At 66.3% G+C, this 26,063-nt stretch carries 22 protein-coding genes; 11 read left to right on the top strand and 11 right to left on the bottom strand.

Annotated features, from left to right (window positions below):
- Window positions 1-122: 122 nt before the first annotated feature.
- Together ACRB8A_RS14495 and ACRB8A_RS14490 are read right to left on the bottom strand one after the other, a co-directional pair.
- Window positions 123-410 (bottom strand): hypothetical protein, encoded by a 288-nt coding sequence (locus tag ACRB8A_RS14495; RefSeq protein ID WP_056596850.1) that lies wholly within the window; start codon window positions 408-410, stop codon window positions 123-125.
- Window positions 411-499: 89 nt separating this feature from the next.
- A complete protein-coding gene (locus ACRB8A_RS14490; RefSeq protein ID WP_050685241.1) occupies window positions 500-1,936 on the bottom strand; it encodes a PucR family transcriptional regulator in 1,437 nt (478 codons plus the stop codon).
- Window positions 1,937-2,092: 156 nt separating this feature from the next.
- Between ACRB8A_RS14490 and ACRB8A_RS14485 the strand changes: the two genes are divergently transcribed.
- Both ACRB8A_RS14485 and gabT read left to right on the top strand, forming a co-directional pair.
- On the top strand, window positions 2,093-3,523 hold the full coding sequence (locus ACRB8A_RS14485) for an aminobutyraldehyde dehydrogenase (RefSeq protein WP_050685253.1): 1,431 nt from the start codon (window positions 2,093-2,095) through the stop codon (window positions 3,521-3,523).
- Between the two features lie 45 nt (window positions 3,524-3,568).
- Window positions 3,569-4,939 carry a 4-aminobutyrate--2-oxoglutarate transaminase gene (gene gabT, locus ACRB8A_RS14480; protein ID WP_056596855.1) on the top strand — a complete coding sequence of 457 codons (1,371 nt, stop codon included), beginning with the start codon at window positions 3,569-3,571 and terminating at the stop codon, window positions 4,937-4,939.
- Window positions 4,940-5,041: 102 nt separating this feature from the next.
- On the opposite strand, the gene rarD is transcribed toward gabT, so the two are convergent.
- Window positions 5,042-6,049: an EamA family transporter RarD gene (rarD, locus tag ACRB8A_RS14475; RefSeq protein ID WP_082484016.1), complete on the bottom strand. Its 1,008-nt coding sequence runs from the start codon at window positions 6,047-6,049 to the stop codon at window positions 5,042-5,044.
- Between the two features lie 113 nt (window positions 6,050-6,162).
- Here rarD and ACRB8A_RS14470 point away from each other — a divergent pair, with 113 nt between their 5' ends.
- The 7 genes from ACRB8A_RS14470 (at window position 6,163) to ACRB8A_RS14440 (ending at window position 14,532) form a co-directional block, all read left to right on the top strand.
- The gene (locus tag ACRB8A_RS14470; RefSeq protein ID WP_432244935.1) at window positions 6,163-7,161 is read left to right on the top strand and encodes a DNA topoisomerase IB; all 999 of its coding nucleotides are present in this window, start codon (window positions 6,163-6,165) and stop codon (window positions 7,159-7,161) included.
- Window positions 7,162-7,221: 60 nt separating this feature from the next.
- Window positions 7,222-8,649 (top strand): FAD-dependent oxidoreductase, encoded by a 1,428-nt coding sequence (locus ACRB8A_RS14465; protein ID WP_056596862.1) that lies wholly within the window; start codon window positions 7,222-7,224, stop codon window positions 8,647-8,649.
- 79 nt (window positions 8,650-8,728) lie between these two features.
- Window positions 8,729-10,084 (top strand): GAF domain-containing protein, encoded by a 1,356-nt coding sequence (locus ACRB8A_RS14460; protein WP_432244934.1) that lies wholly within the window; start codon window positions 8,729-8,731, stop codon window positions 10,082-10,084.
- Window positions 10,085-10,194: 110 nt separating this feature from the next.
- Entirely contained in the window at window positions 10,195-11,718 is a 1,524-nt protein-coding gene (gene exaC, locus ACRB8A_RS14455; RefSeq protein WP_432244933.1) for an acetaldehyde dehydrogenase ExaC, read from the top strand.
- Between the two features lie 4 nt (window positions 11,719-11,722).
- Window positions 11,723-12,130 (top strand): DUF779 domain-containing protein, encoded by a 408-nt coding sequence (locus tag ACRB8A_RS14450; RefSeq protein ID WP_432244932.1) that lies wholly within the window; start codon window positions 11,723-11,725, stop codon window positions 12,128-12,130.
- 161 nt (window positions 12,131-12,291) lie between these two features.
- Window positions 12,292-13,842 carry an amino acid permease gene (locus tag ACRB8A_RS14445; protein ID WP_432244931.1) on the top strand — a complete coding sequence of 517 codons (1,551 nt, stop codon included), beginning with the start codon at window positions 12,292-12,294 and terminating at the stop codon, window positions 13,840-13,842.
- A gap of 69 nt (window positions 13,843-13,911) precedes the next feature.
- Entirely contained in the window at window positions 13,912-14,532 is a 621-nt protein-coding gene (locus tag ACRB8A_RS14440) for a TetR/AcrR family transcriptional regulator (RefSeq protein ID WP_432244930.1), read from the top strand.
- A 12-nt stretch (window positions 14,533-14,544) separates the two neighbouring features.
- Here the strand turns inward: ACRB8A_RS14440 and ACRB8A_RS14435 are convergent, their stop codons facing one another.
- The 4 genes from ACRB8A_RS14435 to ACRB8A_RS14420 form a co-directional block, all read right to left on the bottom strand.
- Complete coding sequence (locus ACRB8A_RS14435) at window positions 14,545-15,180, bottom strand: DUF2461 domain-containing protein (RefSeq protein WP_285241701.1); 636 nt, start codon at window positions 15,178-15,180, stop codon at window positions 14,545-14,547.
- A 192-nt stretch (window positions 15,181-15,372) separates the two neighbouring features.
- Entirely contained in the window at window positions 15,373-17,004 is a 1,632-nt protein-coding gene (locus ACRB8A_RS14430; protein WP_432244929.1) for a hypothetical protein, read from the bottom strand.
- Window positions 17,005-17,520: 516 nt separating this feature from the next.
- Window positions 17,521-19,002, bottom strand: coding sequence for a catalase (locus ACRB8A_RS14425; protein ID WP_432244928.1), 1,482 nt, complete (start codon window positions 19,000-19,002; stop codon window positions 17,521-17,523).
- 7 nt (window positions 19,003-19,009) lie between these two features.
- Window positions 19,010-19,495 carry a Fur family transcriptional regulator gene (locus tag ACRB8A_RS14420; protein ID WP_050683652.1) on the bottom strand — a complete coding sequence of 162 codons (486 nt, stop codon included), beginning with the start codon at window positions 19,493-19,495 and terminating at the stop codon, window positions 19,010-19,012.
- Window positions 19,496-19,596: 101 nt separating this feature from the next.
- On the opposite strand from ACRB8A_RS14420, the gene ACRB8A_RS14415 reads away from it, so the two are divergent.
- Window positions 19,597-20,868 carry an MFS transporter gene (locus tag ACRB8A_RS14415; protein ID WP_432244927.1) on the top strand — a complete coding sequence of 424 codons (1,272 nt, stop codon included), beginning with the start codon at window positions 19,597-19,599 and terminating at the stop codon, window positions 20,866-20,868.
- A 19-nt stretch (window positions 20,869-20,887) separates the two neighbouring features.
- Complete coding sequence (gene htpX / locus ACRB8A_RS14410) at window positions 20,888-21,754, top strand: zinc metalloprotease HtpX (protein WP_050683650.1); 867 nt, start codon at window positions 20,888-20,890, stop codon at window positions 21,752-21,754.
- A gap of 27 nt (window positions 21,755-21,781) precedes the next feature.
- On the opposite strand, the gene efeB is transcribed toward htpX, so the two are convergent.
- The 4 genes from efeB to ACRB8A_RS14390 form a co-directional block, all read right to left on the bottom strand.
- Window positions 21,782-23,122, bottom strand: a complete 1,341-nt coding sequence (efeB, locus tag ACRB8A_RS14405; RefSeq protein ID WP_432244926.1) for an iron uptake transporter deferrochelatase/peroxidase subunit — start codon at window positions 23,120-23,122, stop codon at window positions 21,782-21,784.
- Complete coding sequence (efeO, locus tag ACRB8A_RS14400; RefSeq protein WP_432244925.1) at window positions 23,119-24,306, bottom strand: iron uptake system protein EfeO; 1,188 nt, start codon at window positions 24,304-24,306, stop codon at window positions 23,119-23,121. Before efeO ends, efeB begins: the two co-directional genes overlap by 4 nt.
- A gap of 32 nt (window positions 24,307-24,338) precedes the next feature.
- Window positions 24,339-25,202: an iron uptake transporter permease EfeU gene (gene efeU / locus ACRB8A_RS14395; RefSeq protein ID WP_050683647.1), complete on the bottom strand. Its 864-nt coding sequence runs from the start codon at window positions 25,200-25,202 to the stop codon at window positions 24,339-24,341.
- Window positions 25,203-25,730: 528 nt separating this feature from the next.
- The gene (locus ACRB8A_RS14390; protein ID WP_432244924.1) at window positions 25,731-25,955 is read right to left on the bottom strand and encodes a hypothetical protein; all 225 of its coding nucleotides are present in this window, start codon (window positions 25,953-25,955) and stop codon (window positions 25,731-25,733) included.
- Window positions 25,956-26,063: the final 108 nt, after the last annotated feature.

Here is a 26,063-nt window from a genome sequence, read left to right as displayed (position 1 = left end):
GAGGCCTCGGGGCACTGCAAAAGGGCCGCAGGCCATGGCAAAAGGGCCCGGGCCTGCGGCGGCAGCCCGGGAACGTTGTTCCGGCGCCGGCTCAAAGCCGGCGCCGCGGAATCAGCCGGGTGTTACTGGAACTGGCCGAACTGGAACGGGCCCACGTTGCCAATGCCCACTAGGGGGCCATCCACTACGGGGCCCTCCACCAGCGGACCGTTGATCAGGCCGCCGTTGAGGAACCCGCCGCTGAAGAGGCCGCTGAGGATAGTGGCGTCCTTGGCTGCGGCCACCTGCCCAACCTTTGTCCCGGCGTCGGACGTGGCTGCCTGGGCCGGAAGCGAGGTGGCGGCGAAGGCCGTCAGGGCCAGCAGGGAGGCGGCGGCGGTGCGGGTCAGGGTCTTGGCAGTCTTGTTCACAGTCATCTCCAGTCAGGTAGCAAATGTTTCCACACACCCGAAGGTGTCATAGGAGCATTCGGACCTGCTGGAATTCCGGATGGGAATTCCTACTTCCCCTGCCGTGCCGAGAGCCGCGCCACAGCCAACGCCAGCCAGAGCTGGACCCTGTCGGTGGTGACGGCGGGGTCGTACCCCGTCAGCTCAGTGATCTGTGCCAGCCGGTACCTGACGGTGTTGCGGTGCAGCGTGAGTTCCTCGGCCACGGCCGCCACGGAGCCGTTGTTGTTCAGGTAGCTTTCCAGCGTGGCCATCAGCTCCGCGCCGTGCGCCGCATCGAAGGTCCGCAGCGGATTCAAGGACTCGTGCGCCATGTCGGCGAGGGGCACGTCTTCGCTGGCCAGCAGCAGCGAGGTCAGGCTGAGGCGCTCCGGTTCGTTGACCGGCAGGCCGTGGCTGGCAGCGTCCCGGGCCTCGAAGTAGCTCCACCGCAGGCCGTTGGGTTTGGTGTAGGCGCCGCCGATGCCGATGGTGGCGTGGATGCCGGCCTCCGCGAGGTGGTCGCTGAGCTGGCGGGCCAGCGCCGGCGCCGTACCGCCGTCGTCATTGATCACCAGGACAAGGTCCTTGCCCACGACGGCGGCCACGGCGTTTTCGAGGCCGCGCGGCACCGAGGTGCTCCCCAGGGCCTTGTTATGGGCGGCGGAAACGGCCAGGAGCACCACGTTCTTCCGGGTGCTGTTCACGCCCACCCCGGCCAGCCGGCGCTGCGCCTCGCTGGTTTCCAGCGCCCCGTGGATCACGTCCTCCAGCACCTGCCCGCACAGGGCACGTTGGGCCTGCCGCTGCTTGACCATGTTGTTCAACTCCACGCTGATCAGGTTCTGGGCGTAGCCAATGATCCCGGAGTCCTCAAAAGGCTGCCGGACCCAGAGCGTGCAGGCGTCCCGGCGGCCGGTGGGGATGGGGTAGGAGGACCACGTATCGGCGGCGGGGGATTCGCTGGTGCTGTTGTACAGCTGGGCCGTGAACTGGCTCAACGCGATGTCCGTCCGCAGCATGCTGCCCAGGTGCTTGAGGAGCTCCGCCAGGCCGCCGCCGGTCAGCAGCGCCCGGGCGAGGACCTGGTGCCCAGCGATGAGCCGCTCCAGCTTGGCGTAGTGGTCAGCGGACTGGGCGTCCGCCACGAGTTTGCCGATCGCGATGAACGGGGTCTCGTACGGGACCTCCACCACGGGCAGGCCCCAGCGGTTGGCTTCCGCCAGCAGCGCCGGCGGCACTGCGTCATGCGTCAGGCCCACACCGAAGCCGATCCCCACAGCCCCGGCCCGCTGGACCTGGCGGACAAACCGGCGCTGCTCCGGAGCGGACCGGAGGCGCAGCCCGGTGGTCAGCACCAGCTCGCCGCCGTTGATGAAGCGCTGCGGATCCTCAAGTTCCGTCACGGCCACCCAGTTGATGTCCTGGTTCCAGGTGGTTTCGGCGACTCCCACGTTGGACAGCTTCAGGGAGCCCACACCAAGGAGGGCAGCAAGGGAAATGGCCATGCCACAAGGATAAACGGACGCTGGGCAACCGCACTAACCCCAGCGGCTAAAGGTGTGCAGGTGGCTATTCACGGCGGCAGGGTGCTGGCATAGGCTCAAGGCAGTTCCATCCATCCGCCCTGGCGCCGATGGCCCCTATGAAAGAGGTTGCACACCGTGGTCCAGACCTTGCAGAACTTCATCAACGGACAGTTCGTCACCCCGGCCGGCACCGACCTGCTGGACATCGTGAACCCCACCAACGGTGAGGTGGTGGCCCACTCGCCCGTCTCCGTGGCAGCAGACGTTGATGCAGCCATGGCGGCCGCCAAGGACGCGTTCCGCACGTGGAAGCACGTCACCCCCGGGCAGCGGCAGCTGATGCTGCTCAAGCTCGCGGACGCCGTTGAGGCGAACAGTGCTGAACTGGTCGAGGCCCAGCACCGCAACACCGGCCAGGTGCGTTCGCTGATCGCTTCGGAGGAAGTAGCCGCCGGCGCCGACCAGCTCCGCTTCTTCGCCGGCGCCGCCCGCATCCTGGAAGGCAAGTCCGCCGGCGAATACTTCGAGGGCCACACCTCCTACGTCCGCCGCGAACCCATCGGTGTGGTGGCGCAGGTGGCCCCCTGGAACTACCCGTTCCTGATGGCCATCTGGAAGATCGGCCCCGCGCTCGCCGCCGGCAACACCGTGGTCCTCAAACCCTCGGACACCACCCCCGAATCCACCCTGGTGCTGGCCCGGCTCGCAGGGGAGATCCTGCCCGCCGGTGTCCTGAACGTCGTCCTGGGCACCGGCGAGACCGGTTCGCTGATGGTGGAGCACAAGGTCCCCGGCCTGGTGTCCATCACCGGTTCGGTCCGGGCCGGCATCGCTGTGGCTTCCGGCGCCGCGAAGGGCCTCAAGCGCGCCCACCTGGAGCTGGGCGGCAAGGCACCCGCCATCGTGTTCAAGGACGCAGACCTCAAAAAGAGCGCAGCGGCCATCGCGGAGTTCGCCTTCTTCAACGCCGGCCAGGACTGCACGGCCATCACCCGGGTGCTGGTCCAGGACGAGGTGCACGACGACGTTGTGGCCGCCATGGTGGAGCACACCAAAACGCTGCACACCGGTTCGCAGGACGACGAAGAGAACTACTTCGGGCCGCTGAACAACGTCAACCACTTCAAGCAGGTCACCTCCGTGGTGGAAAACCTGCCCGCAAACTGCCGGATCGAAACCGGCGGCCACCGCGCAGGCGACAAGGGCTTCTTCTTCGAACCCACCATCATCACGGGCGCCAGGCAGACGGACGATGTGGTCCAGCAGGAAACGTTCGGCCCGGTCATCACCGTGCAGCGGTTCAGCACCGAAGCCGAAGCCGTGGAGCTGGCCAACGACGTGGACTACGCCCTGGCCTCCAGCATCTGGACCACCGACCACGGCACGGCCATGCGCCTGAGCCGCGACCTGGACTTCGGTGCAGTCTGGATCAACACCCACATCCTCCTCACCGCCGAAATGCCGCACGGCGGCTTCAAGCAGTCCGGTTACGGCAAGGACCTCTCCATGTACGGCGTGGAGGACTACACCCGCATCAAGCACGTGATGAGCGCGCTGGACTCCTGACCCCCATCCTCGCTCTGCAACCCCGGTTTCCCTGAAAGGCCTGACATGACCACCACAGCACCCGACATCACCTACCGCCTGGAGCAGAAGCGCCGCGTCCAGGCCGACTTCCCGGGCCCCAAGTCCGTGGCACTGACCGAACGCCGCAAGGCTGTGGTAGCTGCCGGCGTCGCCTCCAGCGTCCCCGTCTTTGTTGCCGACGCCGACGGCGGCATCATCCACGACGTCGACGGCAACTCCTTCATCGACCTCGGCTCAGGCATCGCGGTGACCAGCGTGGGCGCCTCCGATCCCGCCGTCGTGGGCGCCGTGAAGGAAGCCGTGGAGCACTTCACCCACACCTGCTTTATGGTCACCCCGTACGAAAGCTACGTGGCGGTTGCCGAACAGCTGAACCGGCTCACCCCGGGTGACCACGAAAAGCGCACCGTGCTCTTCAACTCCGGTGCCGAAGCCGTGGAAAACGCCGTCAAGGTGGCCCGCCTGGCCACCGGACGCGACGCCGTTGTGGCCTTCGACCACGCCTACCACGGCCGCACAAACCTGACCATGGCGCTGACCGCCAAGGCCATGCCGTACAAAACCAACTTCGGCCCGTTCGCGCCCGAGGTCTACCGCATGCCCATGAGCTACCCGTACCGCGAGGAAAACCCCTCGATCACGGGCGCCGAGGCCGCCAAGCGCGCCATCACCATGATCGAAAAGCAGATCGGCGGGGACCAGGTCGCCGCGATCATCATCGAGCCCATCCAGGGCGAGGGCGGCTTTATTGTCCCTGCCGAAGGCTTCCTGCCGGCCCTGGCCGACTGGGCCAAGGAAAAAGGCATCGTCTTCATCGCTGACGAGGTCCAGTCGGGCTTCTGCCGCACTGGTGAATGGTTCGCCGTCAACCACGAAGGCGTCATCCCGGACATCCTGACCATGGCCAAGGGCATCGCCGGCGGCATGCCGCTGTCCGCCATTACCGGCCGGGCAGACCTGCTCGACGCCGTCCACCCCGGCGGCCTCGGCGGCACCTACGGCGGCAACCCGGTGGCCTGCGCCGCCGCGCTGGCGTCCATCGGCTCCATGGAGCAGTACGACCTCGCCGGCCGTGCCCGCCACATCGAGGACGTGGCCACCACCCGGCTCCGCGCGCTGCAGTCAGAGCTCTCCGCCGCCGGGACCGGCGTGATCGGCGATGTCCGCGGCCGCGGCGCCATGCTGGCCATCGAGCTGGTCCAGGCCGGTTCCAAGGAGCCCAACACCGACCTGACCAAGGCCGTCGCCGCAGCCTGCCTCAAGGAGGGCGTCATCATCCTCACCTGCGGCACCTACGGCAACGTGATCCGCCTGCTCCCGCCGCTGGTCATCTCTGACGAGCTCCTGAACGACGGCCTGGACGTCCTGGCCGCCGCCATCAAGGCGCACGCCTAGGAACCTCACCCTGCACAAAGGCGGGCCAGTTTCGGCTGGCCCGCCTTTGGCGTCTCCGCGGGCGCTCCAGTAGCCGCGGGCGCTCCCGGTCCGCCGCTCCGGTCAGGCTGCTGCGGCGCGCAGGGCCCGTTTCCGGTCCACGGCGTGCCGCCGTGCGGTGGCCAGCATGTCGACGGTGAGCAGCAGCAGTGCCAGCCACACAACGCCGAAGCCGATCCACCGCTCCGCCGGCATGGCCTCCCGGAACACCAGCAGGGCAACAATGAACTGCAGGATCGGGGCCAGGTACTGCAGCAGGCCGATGGTGGTCATGGGAAGGCGGCGGGCCGAGGCGCCGAAAAACAGCAGCGGAATAGCTGTGATGATTCCCGATGCTGCCAGGATCCAGAAGTGCGCCGGCCCGTTGGTGGCCAGGGTGGCCGTGCCGTTGACTGCCAGGACGATCATGGTGATCCCGGCCAGCGGCGCCAGCACGGCGGTCTCCACGCTCAGGCTGGTCAGGGCGTCAACCCTGGCACCCACCCGTTTTTTCACAAAGCCGTAGAAGCCGAAGCTGAACGCCAGGGTGAGTGCGATCCACGGTAGCTTTCCGTAGGAATAGGTCAGGACGCCGACCGCCACAAACCCGGTTCCGACGGCGGCCCACTGCAGCGGGCGCAGCCGTTCCTTCAGGACGATCACGCCCAGCAGCACGGAGACCAGGGGGTTGATGAAGTAGCCCAGGGCTGCCTCCACGGCCTGGCCCGAGGTCACGCCGTAGGTATAGGTGAGCCAGTTGATGGCGATCAGCAGGGCAGCCAGCGCCAACGGAGCAAAGACCTTCCGGTCCCGCACCGCCGCGGCGATGGCCGGCCAGGAGCGGGTGACCGTGAGCAGGAGAGCGCAGAAAAGCAGCGACCACACAATCCGGTTGGCCACGATCTCAACCGCGCCGGCGGGCACCAGGACAATGAAGTAGAGCGGCAGCAGCCCCCACAGCCCGTATGCGCCGATCCCGAACAGGACCCCCGCCGTCGTCTCTTTATCCACGGCTTTGGGCCCGGCTCCCTGGACGGGAGGCGCGGTGGCCGGGTTGAGGCTGGCAGGGGCGGTTTGTTCGGGTGAGGGCACGCAACCATAACAGCAGGCTTCCGGCAGGTATTCCACGCGTGCCGGGCGGCAATCCCGGCATTGGTCAGTAGGCTTGCTTTTATGACATCAGCGGAACTGCCGGCCACCGCCCCATGAGGCTCCGGCGCAGCAACGCCTCAGGGCGTGGATACCGGCGCATCCCTGCCGGAAAAGGGTTCAGCTACCGGGACCTGGACGGCTCCACCGTGCCGGCCGGAGACGTCCGGGACCGCCTGGACAGCATCGGGATCCCGCCGGCGTGGACGGACGTGTGGATTGCCCCGTTCGAAAATGGCCACATCCAGGCCACCGGGGTGGACGCCGTGGGGCGGCGGCAGTACATCTACCATCCGGAATGGCGGCAACGGAAGGACCGGCTGAAGTTCGTCAGGTCCCTGCAGCTGGCCGAATCCCTGCCATCGGCCCGGCGGATGGTCACCGTGGACCTGCGCAGCGAAGGCTTCTCCCGCGAACGGGTGCTGGCCGGGGCGTTCCGGATGCTGGACAGCGGATCACTGCGGGTGGGCTCCGAACGGTACACCAACGAAAACGGCAGCCGCGGGCTGGCCACCCTGCTGTGCGCGCACGCCCAGGTCCGCCAGGACAGGATCCTGCTGGCGTTTCCCGCCAAGAGCGGCAAGGACTGGGAATCGGAAATCCGCGACGCCGACCTCGCCGCCCTGGTGCGCCAGCTCAAGAAGCGCGGCGGCAAGGCCCGGCTGCTCGCCTACAAGGAGGGCAGGAACTGGCGCCCGGTCACCAGCTCCGACATCAACGCCTACGTCAAGGAACGCACCGGCTCCGACTTCACCGCCAAGGATTTCCGCACCCTGCGCGGCACCATTGCTGCCGCCGGCAGCCTGGCCCGGACCGGTCCGCGGCCCACCGTTGCCAAAAGGAAGCGGGCCGTCAGCGCCGCCATGCAGGCTGCCGCCGAGGTGCTGGGCAACACCCCGTCCATCGCCCGGAAAAGCTACGTGGACCCGCGCGTGCTGGACCACTACAACAATGGCGAGACCATCGACCCCAAACGGCCGGACTCCGCCGAGTCCGAACTGCGGGCGCTGCTTTACCGGGAAGGCGCGGTGGTTCCGCTGGCCAAAAACGGCTAAGGCCTAGAATTGGGAACTGTGCGCCGGTGCGGCGCACCCGCATCGTCAGAAGGGCCCCCGGTGACCAACCACAGCGCCTCCGCCGCCACCCGTCCCCTCCGCGTCGCCATCGTGGGGGCTGGGCCCGCGGGTGTGTACGCCGCCGATATCCTCACCAAATCCAGCGGCGTCAAGGACGGCGACTTCGAGGTCAGCATCGACCTCTTCGAGGCCTATCCCGCACCCTACGGCCTGATCCGCTACGGCGTGGCCCCTGACCATCCCCGGATCAAGGGGATCGTCAACGCATTGCACAAGGTCCTGGACCGCGGCGACATCCGCTTCCTGGGGAACGTGGCCTACGGCAGGGACCTCACCCTGCACGACTTCCGGGCCTTCTACGACGCCGTGATCTTCTCCACCGGCGCCATCCGGGACGCCGACCTGGACATTCCCGGCATCGGCATGGCCGGCTCCTACGGCGGCGCGGACTTCGTATCCTGGTATGACGGCCACCCGGACGTCCCCCGGGAGTGGCCGCTGGAGGCCCGGGAAATCGCCGTGATCGGCAACGGCAACGTGGCCCTTGACGTGGCGCGCATGCTGGTCAAGCACCCGGAGGAACTGCTCAGCACCGAAATCCCGGACAACGTCTACCAGGGCCTGAAATCCTCACCTGTCACCGATGTGCACGTCTTTGGCCGGCGCGGCCCCGCCCAGGTCAAGTTCACGCCGCTGGAGCTGCGCGAGCTCAGCCACATGAACGACGTGGACATTGTGCTGTACCCGGAGGACTTCGAGTTCGACGAGGCCTCCGATGAGGCCATCCGCAGCAACAACCAGATCAAAACCATGGTGAACACGCTGACCAACTGGCTTGTCGAAGAGCACGCCGAAGCCGAGGAACCCTCCTCCCGCCGGCTGCACCTGCACTTCCTGCACAGCCCGGTGGAAATCCAGGACGGCGGCACAGGCTCGGTCTCGGGGATCAAGTTCGAGCGGATGCAGCTGGACGGCACCGGCAACGCCAAAGGCACGGGGGAGTTCGTTGAATACCCGGTCCAGGCCGTCTACCGGGCCATCGGTTACCACGGCTCGCCGCTGGCGGAACTGGAATACGACGCCAAGCGCGGTGTCATTCCCAATGAGGGCGGCCGGGTCCTCGACGCTGCCGGGGCCGCTGTCCCCGGTATCTACGCCACAGGCTGGATCAAGCGCGGACCGGTGGGCCTGATCGGCCACACCAAGGGCGACGCCCTGGAAACCATCGGCTTCCTGCTGGAGGACAGGCTCACGCTGCCGCCGGCGCAGAACCCCGACCCGCAGGCCATCATCGACCTCCTTGAGGAGCGCGGCGTCGAATACACCACGTGGGAGGGCTGGAACCGGCTCGACGCCCACGAAGCCGCCCTGGGCGCCGCCTGGACCGCGGACGGGTCCAGCGGGGTGGCCCGCGAACGGATCAAGGTGGTTCCCCGGGAGGACATGGTCCGGATTTCCCGCGACTGAGGATCCCGCCCGGGGACTTCCGGGCGGGGTTAGAATGGCCGGGCCGGCAGCCTGATGCCGCCCATCACCTGGGAGTTCAATGCCGAACGTGAGCCAGCCGCCGGGTGCGGCCACCACCCAGCGTGCCGCCATGGCCGGCCACGAGTTCCTGGACCACGGAATGCCCGGCGGAACACCTGAGATCCCGGGCCTGCGCCGGCTGATCCGGGAGTCCTGGCAACGGTCCGCGCGCCTGCAGGCCAACCCGGATAACCCCGCCGCCCCGCTGGCCCTGGACCGGGACGAGCTGGAGGACTACCGGCGCCGCCACCCGCTAGCCGCGATCATGCCTGTGATCAACCGGCTCCTGGTCCAGCCCAGCCACGACAGCGGCCTGCTGGTGGCCGTGGGTGACGAGGTGGGCCGGCTGCTGTGGGTGGACGGCGACCCGGACCTGCAGCGCCGGGCCGAAGGCATGATGTTTGTCCCCGGCGCGGACTGGTCCGAAGCCACCGTGGGCACCAGCGCCCCCGGAACCGCGCTGGCCCTGGGCCGGGGCATCCAGATCGCCGGGGCCGAGCACTACCAGCGCGCGGTGCACTCCTGGAGCTGCACGGCCGTGCCGTTCCACGACCCCGACTCCGGCGCCGTCCTGGGCGTTGTGGACATCACCGGCAAAGCCTCCGCCGTGGCGCCGCACACCCTTTCCCTGGTGGAGGCCACGGTGGCCGCGGCGCAGGCCCAGCTGCGGGTGGAACGGCTCCAGCTCGCCGCGTCCCTTGCCGGCAGGCCCGCCAGGCGGCGGTCCGCGGCGCCGCCGCCGGCAGTCCGGGAAGGCAGCCTCTACCGGAACAGCCTCCAACTGCTGGGCCGGGACCAGGCGCTGCTGAGCCTGCAGGGCCGGACCGTTGCGTTGTCCGCCCGTCACAGCGAGATCCTGGCCCTGCTCAGCACCCACCCGGACGGGCTCAACGCGGAGGAGCTCAGCGGGTTGCTGTACCCGGGGGACGGCTCCACCATCACCTTGCGCGCCGAGATGGTCCGGCTCCGCAAGATCCTGCAGCAGCTTCATCCGGACGCCGTCCCCACCTCCCGGCCGTACCGGCTGCCCGTTGACGTGGTCCCCGATTCGGGGCAGGTCCTCAGCTGCCTGCAGCGGGGGGCCCACCGGATGGCCCTGAAAATCTACGGTGGGGCGGTGCTGCCGCACTCCGAGGCGCCGGGAATCATCACCTTGCGGGGCAGGGTCTCGGCCCTGCTCCGCGACGCGATCCTCACCGACGGCAGCGCCGAGTCACTGCTCCGGTACGCCGAACTTCCCGAGGCAAGGAACGACGTCGGCGTCCGGCGCGCCGCGCTCCGCCTCCTCCCTGCCCGCTCACCCAAGCGGGCGGCAGTTGTGGACGAACTGGAACGGATCGACGACGAACTCCGGGCATCCCCGGCAACCCCCTGACATTCCTCCTCCGGGTTGCAACCTTGCTGCAACCTGCACCCTCCTAGGCTGGCTGCAACGGCGGGCGCCCGCACCAGGCCGCCGCCTCATGCACAGCAAAGGAGCTCGCAATGACTGTTTACGCACAGCCCGGCACCGACGGATCGAAGGTCACCTTCAAGGACCGCTACGAGAACTGGATCGGCGGCGAGTGGGTGGCCCCCGTCAAAGGCCAGTACTTCGAAAACATCACCCCCGTAACGGGCAAGCCCTTCTGCGAAGTGGCCCGGGGAACCGCCGAAGACATCGAACTGGCACTGGACGCGGCCCACAAGGTGGCGCCGTCCTGGGGCAAGACCTCCGTGGCCGAGCGCGCCGCCATCCTGAACAAGATCGCCGACCGCATCGACGAAAACCTGGAAATACTCGCCGTCGCCGAGTCCTGGGACAACGGCAAACCCGTCCGCGAGACCCTCAACGCCGACATGCCCCTCGCCGCGGACCACTTCCGCTACTTCGCCTCCGCCGTGCGCGCCCAGGAAGGCAGGCTGTCGCAGCTGGACGAAGACACCACTGCCTACCACTTCCACGAGCCCCTGGGCGTGGTGGGCCAGATCATCCCGTGGAACTTCCCCATCCTTATGGCCGTCTGGAAGCTCGCGCCGGCCCTCGCTGCCGGCAACGCGGTGGTCCTGAAACCGGCCGAACAGACGCCCACTTCCATCCTGGTGCTGATGGAGCTGATCGGTGATCTGCTCCCGGCCGGGGTCATCAATGTGGTCAACGGATTCGGTGTTGAGGCTGGCAAACCGCTCGCCTCCAGCTCCCGGATCCGGAAGATCGCCTTCACCGGCGAAACCACCACCGGGCGCCTGATCAGCCAGTACGCCAGCCAGAACCTCATTCCGGTCACCCTTGAACTGGGCGGCAAGAGCCCCAACATCTTCTTCAACGACGTGGCCCAGGAAAACGACGCGTTCTACGACAAGGCCCAGGAGGGCTTCGCCCTGTTCGCGTTCAACCAGGGCGAGGTGTGCACCTGCCCGTCCCGCGCCCTGGTCCAGGACGGGATCTACGATTCCTTTATGGCCGACGCCATCGCCCGGGTGGGCAAGATGGTGCAGGGCAACCCGCTGGACACCGACACCCAGGTGGGCGCACAGGCATCCAACGACCAGCTCGAAAAGATCCTCTCCTACCTGGACATCGGCAGGCAGGAAGGCGCCAAGGTCCTCATCGGCGGTGCCCGGGCAGAACTGTCCGGCGACCTGGCCGGCGGCTACTACGTCCAGCCCACGGTGTTCGAAGGCCACAACCGGATGCGGATCTTCCAGGAGGAAATCTTCGGCCCGGTGGTATCGGTCACCCGGTTCAGCGACTACAACGACGCCATGGGCCTCGCCAACGACACCCTGTACGGCCTGGGCGCCGGCGTTTGGTCCCGGAACGGCAACGTCGCCTACCGTGCCGGCCGGGAAATCCAGGCGGGCCGTGTGTGGGTCAACAACTACCACGCCTACCCGGCCGGTGCCGCGTTCGGCGGCTACAAGTCCTCGGGCATCGGCCGTGAGAACCACGCGATGATGCTGGACCACTACCAGCAGACCAAGAACCTCCTGGTCAGCTACGACGAGAACAAGCTCGGCTTCTTCTAAGCCGATGACTGCAGAACCGATCAACGCCGCCGTGACGCTGCCCGGGGAAGACTTTTCCCGGGTGGCGCTCACGCCCGCTGCGGTGGAACTGCTGGCCAAGCTGTGGGAGCAGCACGGCCCGCTGATGTTCCACCAGTCCGGCGGGTGCTGCGACGGGTCTTCACCCATGTGCTACCCGGCCGGCGAATTCATCACCGGCGACTCCGACGTGTTGCTGGGCCGCTTCGACGTCTTCGGCGGCACCGACCCCCAGCCCCTTGAGTTCTGGATGTCGCGGGAGCAGTTCAATTACTGGAGCCACACCCATCTCACCGTCGATGTGGTGCAGGGCCGCGGGAGCGGGTTCTCGGTTGAGGCACCGGAAGGCAAACGCTTCCTCATCAGGTCAACGCTGATGGATTGGCCCGCCTGAAAAGGCGTACCGATCGGCGTTGGCACCGGGCCGGTGCCCGGCCGTGTGCTGCGGCCGGGCACCTCATCCGTCTCAAAATTTGAGACGAATATAGCCGTCCAGTGGATGGACACTATCGTTGATAGGTCTGTTTCCAGCCAAAACCAGGATTGTGATCCCCAATGAACCTTCGCCGGACAAAATCCATTGAGCAGTCGATTGCCGACGCCGATGAACCCGGGCGCAAGCTCAAACGCTCACTGAGTACCTGGGACCTGATGATCATGGGCGTCGCCGTTGCCGTGGGGGCCGGAATCTTCTCCGTGGGCGCCAAGGCTGCCGCCAACTTCTCAGGCCCCGCTGTGACGCTGTCCTTCGCCATCGCCGCCATTACCTGTGCGCTGGCCATCATGTGCTACGCCGAATTCGCCACCGCGATCCCCGTGGCCGGCTCCGCGTATGTTTTCACGTACGCCACCATGGGCGAGCTGCTCGCCTGGATCATCGGCTGGAACCTGATCCTGGAACTCTTCACAGCGGCCGCGGTGATCGCCAAGTACTGGGGCATTTACCTCAGCAACGTGTTCGCGCTGATGGGTGCCGACGTTCCGCCGGCCATCTCCCTGGGTGGCGTTGACCTCTACTGGGGCGCCTTCCTGATCGTTGCCATCTTCACCGTGCTCCTGGTGCTGGGCACCAAGCTGTCCGCCCGTGTGGGCAACGTCTTTACCCTGATCAAGATCGCCGTGGTCCTGTTTGTGATCGTGGTGGGCTTCACCTACGTGAAGTTTGAAAACTACGCCCCGTTCATTCCTGCGGCCGAGCCCACCGCCGGCACCGGCGCTGCCGACGTCCTTAAGCAGTCGTTCTTCGGGTTCCTCACCGGGGCGGCCCCCGCGCAGTACGGCACGCTGGGCGTCTTCGCCGGTGCTGCGCTCGTGTTCTTCGCCTTCATCGGCTTCGACGTGGTGGCAACCTCAGCCGAGGAAGTGAAGAACCCGCAGAAGACTCTCCCGCGCGGCATCTTCGGTGGCCTTGCCCTCGTGACCATCCTTTACATCCTGGTTTCCCTGGCGCTGACCGGGATGGTGTCCTATACACAGCTGGCAGAGGCGGAGAACCCCACCCTGACCACCGCCTTCGAAGCGGTGGGGGACACCACCGCTGCCAAGGTCATTGCGTTCGGTTCCCTGGTGGGCCTGACCACGGTGATCATGGTGCTGCTGATGGGCCTGTCCCGCGTGGTCCTGGCCATGAGCCGCGACGGCCTGCTGCCGCGCTCCCTGTCCAAAACCAGCGACAAACGCTCCACCCCGGTGCGCCTCCAGATCATCTGTGGCGCCGCAGTTGCCGTGGTGGCCGGTTTGACCAACGTGGACCTGCTCGAGGAAATGATCAACATCGGCACCCTCTCCGCCTTTGTGGTGGTGAGCTTGGGCATCCTGGTGCTGCGCCGGAAGCGCCCGGACCTCAAGCCCGCCTTCCGGGTACCCTTCGGGAAGGTCCTGCCGGTGGTCTCCGCAATCCTGTGCCTCTACCTGATGACCAACCTGGCCGTGGAAACCTGGATCTTCTTTGTGATCTGGCTCCTGATCGGGCTGGCCATCTACTTCGCGTACGGGCAGCGGCACTCACGCCTCAACGAGCGCTTCAGCACGGCCAGCACGGCGGTGAACGGGACTGCCGCCCCGGAGTCCCAGCCCGACGACCGTGACGAGTACACCCGCGCCTGACCATCCGTATCTGCCCGCCCGGGTCCTCCCGGGCGGGCAGAGCCATGCCCGGCTCCTAGGATTGATCCCATGGCACGCCTGACCCGCCCCGAACGTAAAGCCGAGCTCCTGGGCGCCATCCTGGACTACCTGATGGATAAAACCCTTGCCGAGGTCACCTTCCGCAGCCTCGCGGAAGGCCTCGGTGTGAGCTCCTACGTGCTGGTGTACCACTTCGGCAGCCGCGAGCAACTGATCACCGACATTGTGGTGTCCATCGAATCCCGCCTGGACAGGATGCGGAACACCGACGTACGGGACATCGACAGGGACGCCTGGCGGGACTTCCTGCTCGAATCCTGGCAGTGGACCATGGCCCAGCGGAACCGGCACCTGACCCGCCTGGAATTCGAAGCCACCGCCCAGGACATCGTTGCCGCCGAACCCCGCGGCACATCCCAACAGCACTTCCGGCTGCTGCACCACAAAACCCGGGACTGGCTGCAGGTTCAGGGCATCGCCGAAGAGTTTGCGGACACCGACGCTCGGCTCTTCACTGCAACCTTTTACGGCCTGCAGTTCGACTTTGTGGTGATGAATGAGCCGGAAGCCGCCACCAACGCCTTCCGGCTTATGCTGGCGGTCTTCTTCACCAACCTGGACACCCGTCTCCTGGCAGCAGCGCAGCCGGTCCCGGAAACCCCCGCCTAGCCCTACTTCCAGTCAGGGCGCAGCATGCCGGCCCATCCACTCAACCAGCGGACGCAATGCATCCCACAGTTGCGCGGTTTCCTGTGCCGCTGCGGGCGTAGCAAGCCAGTCCGGCCGGCCAAGGTCCTTGCCGGCTGCCAGGGTCCTGTACCGGAGGAGATCCGCCCGCGGGTGGTTCGAGGGAAAACCGCGCGGCACGTTCCGTAGCGTTTCGCCCTCCACATCGAAACCTGTCGCTTCCAGTGCTTCGACGATGCGCCGGAGCGCCTCACCGGTCCCGGCCGCATCCACCGAGTTCCGGTACCTGGCAAGCTGCGCCGGCGAAACGGTGTGGCAGCCAGCCCCCACTGCCAGGCCGTCCGCTCCGATGTGCAGGTAATACCCGAGGCCTTCCTGCACCGCGGCGAAGGCGCCCTGCGCCGTTTTGTAGGGCGGGCCGTTCTGGAAAAACCGCATGTCCCGCTGGGGGCGGAACACCTTTCCCGGGCCGAACCGCGGTTCGAGCCCGGCCAGGAGCGCCAGCAGCGGTTCCCGCACCAGCGACCGGTAGCGGGGGCTGTTCTCCAGCCACCACTCCCGGTTGTTGTTTTCCTGGAGCTCCGCGTAGAACCCGAAAGCACCTGAGGGAATGCCCTGGAACGTTGTCATACGCCGATCCTAGGCAGGCCCGGGAAAAGCCGATACGGAGCACTGAGCCTATGTGGATAACGCGGGCCGGGACTCATACAGGGGAAGCGAATTCCAGCTGGACTGCTCCCCAGGAGCCGGCCGGAGAAATCCGGTTCCGCCTCGTGGGGAGCAGCGCCAGGAAGCCAGGGGCTCTGCCGCGAAGGACTCCCGTTAAAGGACGGCGGGGGTTGCGGCGGAGGTTTTCGCGGTGGTGTTGTAGCCGGTTTTGGTTCCGGTGACGGTTACGGTGAGGGTTTTGCCGGTATCGGTTGCGACGGGTTTGTAGGTGGCCGCGGTGGCGCCGGTGATGCTCACGCCGTTGGCTTTCCACTGGTACGCCAGCGTCACTGGTGCGGGTCCCCAGGTGCCCGGAACTGCGGTCAGCGTGGAACCGACCCGGGCGGTGCCGGTGATGGTCGGAACCGGTGCCGCCAGGGTGCCTTTCGCGACCACGGCTGTGGCTGCGGAGGTCCTGGATACTGCGGGGTACCCGGCCTTGTTTCCGGTGACCTTCACAGTGATGGTCTTGCCGTAGTCGGCGCCAACCGGCGTGTAGGTTTTCCCTACCGCGCCGGTGATGGCGGTCCCGGAACGGAACCACTGATAGCTCATCGCATCCGGTGTAGGTGACCAGGTTCCTGGGACTGCCGTCAGGGCCCGGCCCACCTGTGGGGTCCCGCTGATGGAGGGTACCGGAGTTGAGGACCAGATCCATCCCGCATTTAGGGTGTACGTCTTGCCCCAGCTTGCGTTGCCGCTGTAGCCGTAGATTTTGATGTAGGCCCGGCCCACCGGAAGGTTTATCTGTTGGCTGGCGAGCCAGGTGCCGTCGGCGTTGTTGCCGGTGAGGTCGAAGTTGTAGAGGGTGGTGCCGTTGGCGTTGAGGATGCTGAGTGTGTAGGCGGATCCGGCTCCGAGTCCGGTGGGGAATTTGAAGTTCAGCCCTGCCCTGCCTGCTTTGGGCAGGTCGACGGCGTAGTAGTCGGTGTCGGAGGAGTTTGCGCTGAGGGTTGACCCGGAGATTGTGGTTGCCAACGGAACCACGGTGGCGGTGGAGGTGCTGGTGTTGGGTTCAAGTTCAACGGTTCCGGCGGCCAGTGTGGTGTTCAGGGTGTAGGTTTTCCCCCAGCTTGCGTTGCCGCTGTAGCCGTAGATTTTGATGTAGGCCCGGCCTGCGGGCAGGAACGTGCCTTGGCTGGCGAGCCAGGTGCCGTCGGCGTTGTTGCCGGTGAGGTCGAAGTTGTAGAGGGTGGTGCCGTTGGCGTTGAGGATGCTGAGTGTGTAGGCGGATCCGGCTCCGAGTCCGGTGGGGAATTTGAAGTTCAGCCCTGCCCTGCCTGCTTTGGGCAGGTCGACGGCGTAGTAGTCGGTGTCGGAGGAGTTTGCGCTGAGGGTTGACCCGGAGATTGTGGTTGCCAACGGAACCACGGTGGCGGTGGAGGTGCTGGTGTTGGGTTCAAGTTCAACGGTCCCGGCGGCCAGTGTGGTGTTCAGGGTGTAGGTTTTCCCCCAGCTTGCGTTGCCGCTGTAGCCGTAGATTTTGATGTAGGCCCGGCCTGCGGGCAGGAACGTGCCTTGGCTGGCGAGCCAGGTGCCGTCGGCGTTGTTGCCGGTGAGGTCGAAGTTGTAGAGGGTGGTGCCGTTGGCGTTGAGGATGCTGAGTGTGTAGGCGGATCCGGCTCCGAGTCCGGTGGGGAATTTGAAGTTCAGCCCTGCCCTGCCTGCTTTGGGCAGGTCGGCGGCGTAGTAGTCGGTGTCGGAGGAGTTTGCGCTGAGGGTTGACCCGGAGATTGTGGTTGCCAAGGGAACCACCGTGGCAGTCGACATGCTGCTGTTGGGCTCAGTCTCCGTCGTCGCAGCCAGAGCCGGTGCAGGCACAAGAAGTGAGAAAAGCACCACAATGAGTGCTGTGAACGCTATGCGGGCCGGACTGAAAACGCGGTCCAAAGCGATGCCCCTATTTGATGCCAATTTATCCCCTGGAATTGTGTGTACACCATATGCAGTCGCCAAAGTATATGGAGCGCTTCCCCGCAGGAAAACGAAGTTCCCGAACTGTCATGAATGCTTTGTCTTAATGACGTTGATAGTCACGTCAAAACAAAGTCCGTCATGAATATTCGCCCGCAATATCGAGCGGGAACGGACCAGCCGGAATCAGTCGAGGAATTCCTTTGGGATCTCACCCTCCCGCCAGGCATTAAACGCAGCGAACCCCGTCCCTGAAGGGACGGGGTTCGCTGTGAAGAACCGGATCACTGCCGTGCTGAAGTAAATTCAGCGGGCAGGTGCCGGTCCAACGCACCTGGTGGTGGTGGGTTAGACCTTGTTGGCTGCTTCGGCGTCGGATTCGACCTGGCCGGCGCCGAGGTTGGCGCGGAGTTTGGCGCCGAGTTCGGTGTCGACGTTGGTCCAGTACTGGATGGCGCGTTCCTTGATGCCGGGGGTTTTCACGCCGCTGACTGCTCCGGTGATGGTTTCGAGGAGGCGTGCCTTGGCGCCGTCGTCGTAGACCTCGCGGTAGAGCGCGCCGGCCTGGACGAAGTCGCTGTCCTCGGTGTGGAGGGTGTGCGCGGCGAGGGTCAGTTCGCCGTCGTTCTCCCAGCCACCTGCGGGGGAGGCGGGCTCAACTGCTGCCGGGCCACCCACGGAGTTGGGGGCGTAGACCGGGACGGTCGGGGCGTTGAAGTGGTACCGGCCTGCCCCGTCCTGGCTGTAGTTGTTGACCTGGTTTTTGGGCAGGTTCACCGGGATCTGGGCGTGGTTGGTGCCTACCCGGTAGCGGTGCGCGTCGGCGTAGGAGAAGATGCGGGCCTGGAGCATCTTGTCCGGGGACGCGGCGATGCCGGGCACGAAGTTCGAGGGCGCGAAGGTGGCCTGTTCGATCTGCGCGAAGTAGTTCTCCGGGTTTTTGTTCAGCTCCATGGTGCCGACGTGGATCAGCGGGTAATCGCCGTGCGGCCAGACCTTCGTGAGGTCGAACGGGTTGAACCGGTAGGTTTTGGCGTCCTCGTAGGGCATGACCTGGACGTGCAGTTCCCAGGACGGGAAGTTCCCGGCGCCGATGTTTTCCTGCAGGTCGCGGATGTAGAAGTCCGCGTCGGAACCGGCGAGCTGTTCGGCCTGGTCCCCGGACATGGACTGCACGCCCTGGTTGGACTTGAAGTGGTACTTGACCCAGAACCGTTCGCCTTCGGCGTTGATCCACTGGTAGGTGTGTGAGCCGTAGCCCTGCATTTCGCGCCAGGAGGCGGGCAGGCCGCGGTCGCCCATGAGCCAGGTGACCTGGTGGGCGGACTCGGGGGACAGGGTCCAGAAGTCCCACTGCATGTCCGCGTCACGCAGGTGCGTGCCCGGCAGGCGCTTCTGGGAGTGGATGAAGTCGGGGAACTTGATCCCGTCGCGGATGAAGAAGACCGGGGTGTTGTTGCCCACGAGGTCGTAGTTGCCCTCGGAGGTGTAGAACTTCACGGCGAACCCGCGCGGGTCCCGCCAGGTGTCCGGGGAGCCGCTCTCGCCGGCGACCGAGGAGAACCGGATCAGCATCTCGGTCTCAACACCGGGCTGCAGGAACGCGGCCTTGGTGTACTTGGAGATATCCGAGGTGGTCTTGAACGTACCGAACGCGCCGCCGCCCTTGGCATGCACTACACGCTCCGGCACGCGCTCACGGTTGAACTGGGCCAGCTTCTCGATCAGGTAGTGATCGGTCAGGATGATGGCACCATCGGCACCAACTGACTGGGAATGCGCGTCGGACGTAACCGGTGCACCTGACTGGGTGGTCGAAATGGCAGTCATTGTTCTCCTATTTCTTTATTTCTGGTGAGGGACGTTCAGAAGGAAGTTGTTGGGACTGCTGGCAGTCCTGGCAGATGCCTTGGTACATCACATCGGCGATCTGGATGGTCATCGGCTTGGCGCCGTCGTTCCAGTGCGGGGTGAGGCAGGGGGCATGTCCGACGGCGCAATCGACGTCCTCCACGCGGCCGCAGCTGATGCAGATGGCATGGTGGTGGTTGTCGCCAACGCGGGTTTCGTACAGCGCCGGGGAGTGGGGCGGCTCGAACCGACGGAGCATGTGCAGGTCCGTCAAGTCGCCCAGCACCACATAAACGGACTGTGCCGTCAGTTCAGGCAGCTCGGCACGCGCAGCCGCGAGGATGCTTTCGGCCGGCGAGTGGGGATGGTTCTCCACGGCTGACAGCACCGCAAGGCGCTGTTTGGTCACGCGGCGGCCATGCGCGCGCAGGGACGCTGCCCATGCGTTGTGGCCATCCAGGTGCTCCGTCATGGCTCCATTGAACCACTTATTATGAACATCTCACAATAAGGCTCCACTTACCTTGCACCCCGCCGGGTTGAGGGGGCGGGAAGCCCCATTAGGGTTGCAAGGTGGGGAAAATACTGGCAGACATCACTCCGTTGCGGGAAAGCCCTGCCTTCCGTCGGCTGTGGCTGGGGTCAGCCGTGTCCGCTGTCGGCAGCCAGCTCACACTCGTCGCCGTCAGCCTGGAGGTCTACCGGCTGACCCAGGACAGCTTCTACGTCGGCCTGCTGGGGATTTTTGCCCTCGTGCCCCTGGTGGTGGGCGGGCTGCTGGGCGGTTCCATCGCTGACTCCCACGACCGCCGCAGGGTTGCCCTGCTGGCCAGCTCCGTCCTGTGGCTGACCACGGGACTGATCGCCCTGCAGTCCTGGTTCCAGCTGGGCAACGTGTGGGTCCTCTACCTGCTGGTGGCGTTGCAGAGCGGCGCCCAGGCCATCAACCAGCCCGCCCGCAGCGCCATTATTCCCATGCTGATCCGCAAGGAACTCCTCCCCGCCGCCAACGCCCTGAGCATGATGTCGTTCGGCCTGGCCATGACCGCCGGGCCGCTGCTGGCGGGCGTGCTGGTGGCCTGGGTGGGGTTTGGCTGGACGTACACCATCGACTTTGCGTCCTTCGCGTTTGTGGTGTGGGCCGTGTACCGGCTCCCGCCCATGCGCCCCGCCGGTGGCAGTGGGAAAGCGGGCCTCCGGTCCGTCGTTGAGGGCTTCAGGTTCCTGAGCACCCGCCCCAACCTGCGCATGACCTTTGTGATCGACCTGGTTGCCATGATCCTGGCCCAGCCCCGAGCCCTTCTGCCGGCAATCGGCGCCATCATGATCGGCGGCGGCGAATCCACCGTGGGCATCCTGCTGGCGGCCACCGCCGTCGGAGCGTTCCTGGCCGGGCTGTTCTCCGGCCCGCTGGGTGGCGTCCGCAGGCAGGGCAGCGCCGTGGTCTTTTCGATCATGGGCTGGGGCGCCTCCATCGCCGCGTTCGGGCTGGTGGTGCTGCTGGCCGGCCCCTCCCCGGACGGCGGCGTGACATTGTGGCTGGTGCCCGCCGTGCTGTGCTGCATCCTGGCAGGCATCACCGACTCCGTCAGCAGCGTTTTCCGCAACACCATCCTCCAGGCCGCCACCCCGGACCACCTGCGCGGCCGGCTGCAGGGCGTGTTCATCGTGGTGGTGGCGGGCGGACCCAGGGTGGGCGACCTCCTGGCCGGTGGCGGCACTAAGCTTTTGAGTGAGGGCTGGGTCCTGCTGCTGGGCGGCGTGCTGTGCATCGCGGGAGCCTGGCTGGCGTCCGCACTGCAGCCGGGGTTCCGGAAGTACGACTCCCACCACCCGGTCCCGTAGGCCACGAAGGGAAGCGACCATGCACAAACACCATAACGGGATGAAAACGGCGGCTCTTTTTGGTGTGCTCTGGGCCGTACTCCTGGTGCTCGGCGCGCTGATCGGCGCAGGAACCCGCAGCACGGCGCCCATCTGGATCATGGCGCTGGTCGGGGTGGCCACCACCGCCTACGGTTACTGGAACTCGGACAAGATCGCCATCCGCTCCATGCAGGCTTTCCCGGTCACGGAGTCCCAGGCGCCACAACTGCACCAGATTGTCCGGGAGCTGTCCACCCGCGCCAACCAGCCCATGCCGCGCATCTACGTCTCGCCCACCATGAATCCCAATGCCTTCGCCACCGGCCGCAACCCGAAAAACGCCGCCGTGTGCTGCACCGAGGGGATCCTGCAGCTGCTGGATGCCCGCGAGCTCCGCGGTGTGCTGGGCCACGAACTGATGCACGTGTACAACCGGGACATCCTGACCTCCTCCGTGGCAGCTGCCGTGGCCGGTGTAATCACCTCCGTGGGCCAGATGCTGCTGTTTTTCGGCGGCGACCGGCGCAACTCCAACCCGCTGGCCATGATCGCCATGGCCCTGCTGGCCCCGTTTGCGGCCTCCCTGATCCAGATGGCCATCTCCCGGACCAGGGAGTACGACGCCGACGAGGACGGTTCGGAGCTGACGGGAGATCCGCTGGCCCTAGCCTCAGCCCTGCGCAAGATCGAGCAGGGCGTCACCATGGTTCCGCTGCCGCCGGACCAGAACCTGGTCAACGCCTCGCACCTGATGATCGCCAACCCGTTCCGCGGCGGGGCCATGAACAAGCTGTTCGCCACGCATCCGCCCATGCGCGACCGGATTGCCCGGCTGGAACGGATGGCCGGCCGGCCCCTGCAGTAACCCTTCCGGGCGGGTGCAGCCGGGTGGTTAGCTGAACAGGCCGGAGCCCAGGTAGCCGCCCGGCTGGACCCCGCCGGGAACAGCGAACAGGCCCGAGCCGGTGTGCTCCAGGTACTCCACGGCCAGGGTGTCTGTTTTGGCCATGGCCATCTGCATGGGGACGTAGTGGGTGCGGGGGTCGTTGACAAAAGCGATGAAGAACAGCCCGGCGTCCAGGTGGCCCAGCCCGTCGGAACCGTCCGTGTAGTTGTAGCCCCGGCGCAGCATCCTGACCCCGCCGTTTTGTGCCGGATGGGCAATGCGCACATGGGCGTCCAAAGGAATCAGCGGCTTGTCCGCACGCCCCGTCAGGGCAAAGTCCGGGTCGGTGAACTCCCCGCCGCCGGACAGCGGCGCCCCGGTGCCCTTGGTGCGGCCGATCAGGCCTTCCTGCTCGCCCAGGGACGTCCGGTCCCAGATTTCGATGTGCATCCGGATCCGCCGGGCCACCAGGTAGCTGCCGCCGGCCAGCCACGCATCCTGCGGCCGGGTGGAGTCCGCCCACACGTGCTCGTCCAGCAGCTGTGCGTCCTCGACCTTGAGGTTGTTGGTGCCGTCCTTGAAACCAAACAGGTTCCGGGGCGTTTGCTGGGCCCGTGACGTGGAGGATGTCCGGCCGAAGCCCAGCTGCGACCAGCGGACACGGGCCCTGCCGAACCCGATCCGGGCCAGGTTGCGGATGGCATGGACCGCCACCTGCGGGTCGTCCGCGCAGGCCTGGACCACCAGGTCACCGCCGCTGCGGGCCGGGTCCAGGTCGTCGCCGGGGAAATGGGGCAGGTCGATCAGGGCCTCCGGCCGCCGGCCGTCCAGGCCAAAGCGGGCCACGCCGTCCTTTTCGAAGAGGCTGGCGCCGAACCCGAAGGTCAGGGTCAGCCGGCCTGCGTTGAGGTCCAGCGCCTCGCCGGTGTCCTCGGGCGGGGCGCCGTAGGGTCCGTCGACGGCGCCGGTGGCGCCGGCCGGCAGGCCCTTGGTGAGGGCCTCAGCCGCTTCGGTCCAGTCCTTCAGCAGCGCGATGAGGTCTTCGCGCTTGGTGGTGGTCACGTCGAAGGCCGCCATGTGCAGCCGGTCCTGGGCCGCGGTGGTGATGCCGGCCTGGTGGTCGCCGTGGAACGGCACCACTGAATCGTCCGCGGGCGCGGGGGTGGTGTCAGCGGCCATGGCTGCCACGGTGTCGTGCCCGAAGAAGCCGGCGGCCAGACCTGCTGCTGCGCCGCCCACGCCTGCCAGGCTCAGGAGGTTCCGCCGGCTCAGGCGCGAGGCGGGCAGTTCAGCAGGGGCTGAGTCAGGCCCGGTGGGCGGGTGCCCGCCCATGGGGCAGCCGCTCACAGGACCACGGCCGCGGTGAGTTTGGACAGCGGCTCGCCCAGGGCATCCACCAGCCCGGCGAGGCGCTGGATCTGGTCTTCGCTGAGCTGGTCGTAGTAGGTGAAGCCGTCGCCCTGGGCGTGCGTGGCCAGCTCGGCCTGGAGCGCGGCGAACTGTTCGTCGAGGCTTCCGGCGAGGGCAGCGTCTTTTTGGAGCAACGCGGGCTTGAGGTTCTCGAAGGCGATCCGGGCGCCGTCCACGTTGGCCTGGAAGTCCCAGAGGTCGGTGTGGGACCAGATTTCCTCTTCGCCGGTGACCTTGCCGGTGGCCACCTCGTCCAGCAGTTCCTTGGCGCCGTTGCCCAGTTTGTCGGCAGTGAACTCCAGGGTCCGGGTACGTTCCAGCAGGTCCTTGGTGTCAGCCACCATGCGGTCGGCGATGGTGGTCCGCTCGGCGGCGGTCAAGGCGGTGTACTCCGCCGGCGGGTACAGGTCCTTCTCCGCGCGGTGCCAGCCGGTCCACTCCTGGCCGGGCTCAAGGTCCGCCTCGCGGGCGTCCAGCTGTGGGTCCAGGTCGCCGAAGGATTCTGCGACCGGTTCGATGCGTTCCCAGTGCAGCCGCGTGGCGGCGTACAGCGAGCGGGCCTTGTCCGCGTCCCCGGCGGCGAAGGCAGCCGCGAATTCCTCCGTGCCGGCCAGGAGCTGCTCGGTCTGGTCCTTGACGTACGCGGAGTACTGCGCCGTGGCGGTGTCCAGGAGCTGCTGGAAGTCCGTATCCGCTGTGGGTTCGTTGCCGGACTGAGTCACTTCCAGGCCTGCCCGGATCCCGTCGCCCTGCATGCCCGGCTTGCAGGCGGTGGTGTAGGACCCTGCCGGTGCGGTGACCACCAGGTTGCGGGTCAGTCCCGGACCGATGTTCTCCACTTCGCCCAGGATGCGGAGCCCGTCGGACGCCAGCAGGTAGAACTCGGTGACCTGGTCGCCGTCGTTCTTTACGGCGAAGTTCAGGTTTCCGCTGGGCACGCTGCCAACCGAGACCCTGCACTCTGTGCTGGAGCTGACCACCTGGATCACGCCGGAGGCGTCGTCCGCGGCTTTGGTGTTATCGGTGCAGCCGGCCAGCAGCAGCGGGACAGTTACGGCTGCGGCCAGCAGGCCCAGGGGAGTGGAGCGGCGTGCGGATTTAGGCAGGGGGAAGCCGGACATGGTGTTCCTGTTCGTGAAAGGGCAGTGGGGGTTCAGAAAGCCGTGGTGGCTGGGGTGGGGATGGTGCGGGGCGCCGCGGGCGCCGCGGGCGCTGCCGGTCTGCGGTTGACGCGCAGGTAGAGGACCAGCACCGGCACCACGTAGAGCAGCCAGGCGGCAGCTTCCAGCCAGGTGGTGGCAGGGGAAAAGTTCAGGGTGCCCTTCAGGAGGGTGCCGTACCAGGACGACGGCGGGATGGCGCCGCTGACATCGAAAGCCAGCGAGTTCAGCCCCGGCAGGATCCCGGCCTCCTGGAGGTCGTGGATGCCGTAGGCCAGGACGCCGCCGGCGATAACGACCAGGGTGGCGCCGGTCCAGGTGAAGAACCTGGCGAGATTGACTTTGAGGACCCCGCGGTGGAGGAGGTAGCCCAGGACCGCTGCGGTGGCCAGGCCCAGCAACGCGCCAACAAGGGGCTGCGTGGTTTGGCCGGTGGCCTGTGCTGCGGCCCAGAGGAACAGCGCGGTTTCGAGGCCTTCCCGGCCCACTGCCACCGCGGCCACAACCACCAAACCCCAGCCTGCACCGCCGCTGAATTTGTCGACTTTGGACTTCAGGTCGGTGCCCAGGGTGCGGGCAGTGCGCGCCATCCAGAAAATCATCCAGGTCACCAGGCCGACGGCGACAATCGACAAGGAACCGCCGATCGCCTCCTGCGCCTCAAAGGTCAGCCCGCGCGGGCCAAACGTCAGGAGGGCGCCAAACCCGATGGAGACGGCCACTGCCGCGGCGACGCCGGCCCAGAGGCGGGGGATGAGGTGCCGGCGGTCAGTTTTGACCAGGTACGCCATCAGGAGGACCACCACCAGGGTGGCTTCGAGGCCCTCGCGCAGGCCGATCAGATAGTTGGCTGTCATGGATTTCTTTCGCTTAGGGCGCTGTATGTTAGGCAGGCCTAAGGAAGAGGGTACCGCGGGCAGGCAATTACGCAAACCAAATATGCGCTAATGCGTGCAGGTTACGCCATGACGGCCCGGGGGTCCCGGGGCCGTCATGGGCGCAGAATCAGCTGCGGAAGTTCACAAACTGACAACCCCCTGTTGGGCGGTGATGGGTTGTGCTGGCATCCGCTAGATTCCGGGCTTGCCAGCGTTGCGGGGCACGGACGGCTACTGCCCGTTTGCGGACCTGTTGCGGACTTTTCGCGGACTAAACGGTTTTACCGGAAGGGGTCTCGTTGCTTTTCTTCGGTAGTGAGAGCGTTACGCTCACGGACCCAGGCGACGAGTCGTTCTACATCGTCTTGGTGAAGCATGATGCTGTTGCGGCTGAGGCGGGTACAGATCCCGGATTCCCGGACGTACCTGCGAAGTTCTGTGGGTTTCATCCCGAGTTCCGGGGCTACCTGCTCCGGGGTTCGGAAGACCGGGACGGTACTGTGGCCGTCAGCCATTGCGGCGCCGCTCTGGGGCCTCTACGGGCAGCCTCTCAAGCCACTCTGACATGTCCTTGTGAGTAATGATGCCCTTGGTGTTGGCATAGCGCGCCAGGAGGTATCCATCGGCTACCTGCTGCTTCAGCGTCCGCACGCTGTAGCCGCACTGGGCCGCGGCTTCCTCGAAGGTGTACGCGAGTTTCTGACTTGTTCCTGCAAGGGACTGATCATTCATGCCGGCGAGTCTAGGCCGGAACTGAACTGTGAACTGGAATTGCAACAAATCCGGTGAGGAAATTGCCATATGGGAAAGCCGGACTCCATATGGGGTATTCGACTGATC

Source organism: Arthrobacter sp. G.S.26, assembly GCF_050847375.1.
Lineage (GTDB): Bacteria > Actinomycetota > Actinomycetes > Actinomycetales > Micrococcaceae > Arthrobacter.
The sequence above is the reverse complement of the archived record's forward strand: the minus strand, read 5'-3'. Positions and strand labels throughout refer to the sequence as shown.

Coding starts and splice junctions, on each gene's coding strand:
- htpX (WP_050683650.1), top strand. CDS start 20,888: ATGCACAAACACCATAACGGGATGAAAACGGCGGCTCTTTTTGGTGTG.
- ACRB8A_RS14470 (WP_432244935.1), top strand. CDS start 6,163: ATGAGGCTCCGGCGCAGCAACGCCTCAGGGCGTGGATACCGGCGCATC.
- efeU (WP_050683647.1), bottom strand. CDS start 25,202: ATGACAGCCAACTATCTGATCGGCCTGCGCGAGGGCCTCGAAGCCACC.
- ACRB8A_RS14460 (WP_432244934.1), top strand. CDS start 8,729: ATGCCGAACGTGAGCCAGCCGCCGGGTGCGGCCACCACCCAGCGTGCC.
- gabT (WP_056596855.1), top strand. CDS start 3,569: ATGACCACCACAGCACCCGACATCACCTACCGCCTGGAGCAGAAGCGC.
- ACRB8A_RS14490 (WP_050685241.1), bottom strand. CDS start 1,936: ATGGCCATTTCCCTTGCTGCCCTCCTTGGTGTGGGCTCCCTGAAGCTG.
- ACRB8A_RS14390 (WP_432244924.1), bottom strand. CDS start 25,955: ATGAATGATCAGTCCCTTGCAGGAACAAGTCAGAAACTCGCGTACACC.
- exaC (WP_432244933.1), top strand. CDS start 10,195: ATGACTGTTTACGCACAGCCCGGCACCGACGGATCGAAGGTCACCTTC.
- ACRB8A_RS14420 (WP_050683652.1), bottom strand. CDS start 19,495: ATGACGGAGCACCTGGATGGCCACAACGCATGGGCAGCGTCCCTGCGC.
- efeO (WP_432244925.1), bottom strand. CDS start 24,306: ATGTCCGGCTTCCCCCTGCCTAAATCCGCACGCCGCTCCACTCCCCTG.
- ACRB8A_RS14450 (WP_432244932.1), top strand. CDS start 11,723: ATGACTGCAGAACCGATCAACGCCGCCGTGACGCTGCCCGGGGAAGAC.
- ACRB8A_RS14425 (WP_432244928.1), bottom strand. CDS start 19,002: ATGACTGCCATTTCGACCACCCAGTCAGGTGCACCGGTTACGTCCGAC.
- ACRB8A_RS14435 (WP_285241701.1), bottom strand. CDS start 15,180: ATGACAACGTTCCAGGGCATTCCCTCAGGTGCTTTCGGGTTCTACGCG.
- ACRB8A_RS14445 (WP_432244931.1), top strand. CDS start 12,292: ATGAACCTTCGCCGGACAAAATCCATTGAGCAGTCGATTGCCGACGCC.
- ACRB8A_RS14440 (WP_432244930.1), top strand. CDS start 13,912: ATGGCACGCCTGACCCGCCCCGAACGTAAAGCCGAGCTCCTGGGCGCC.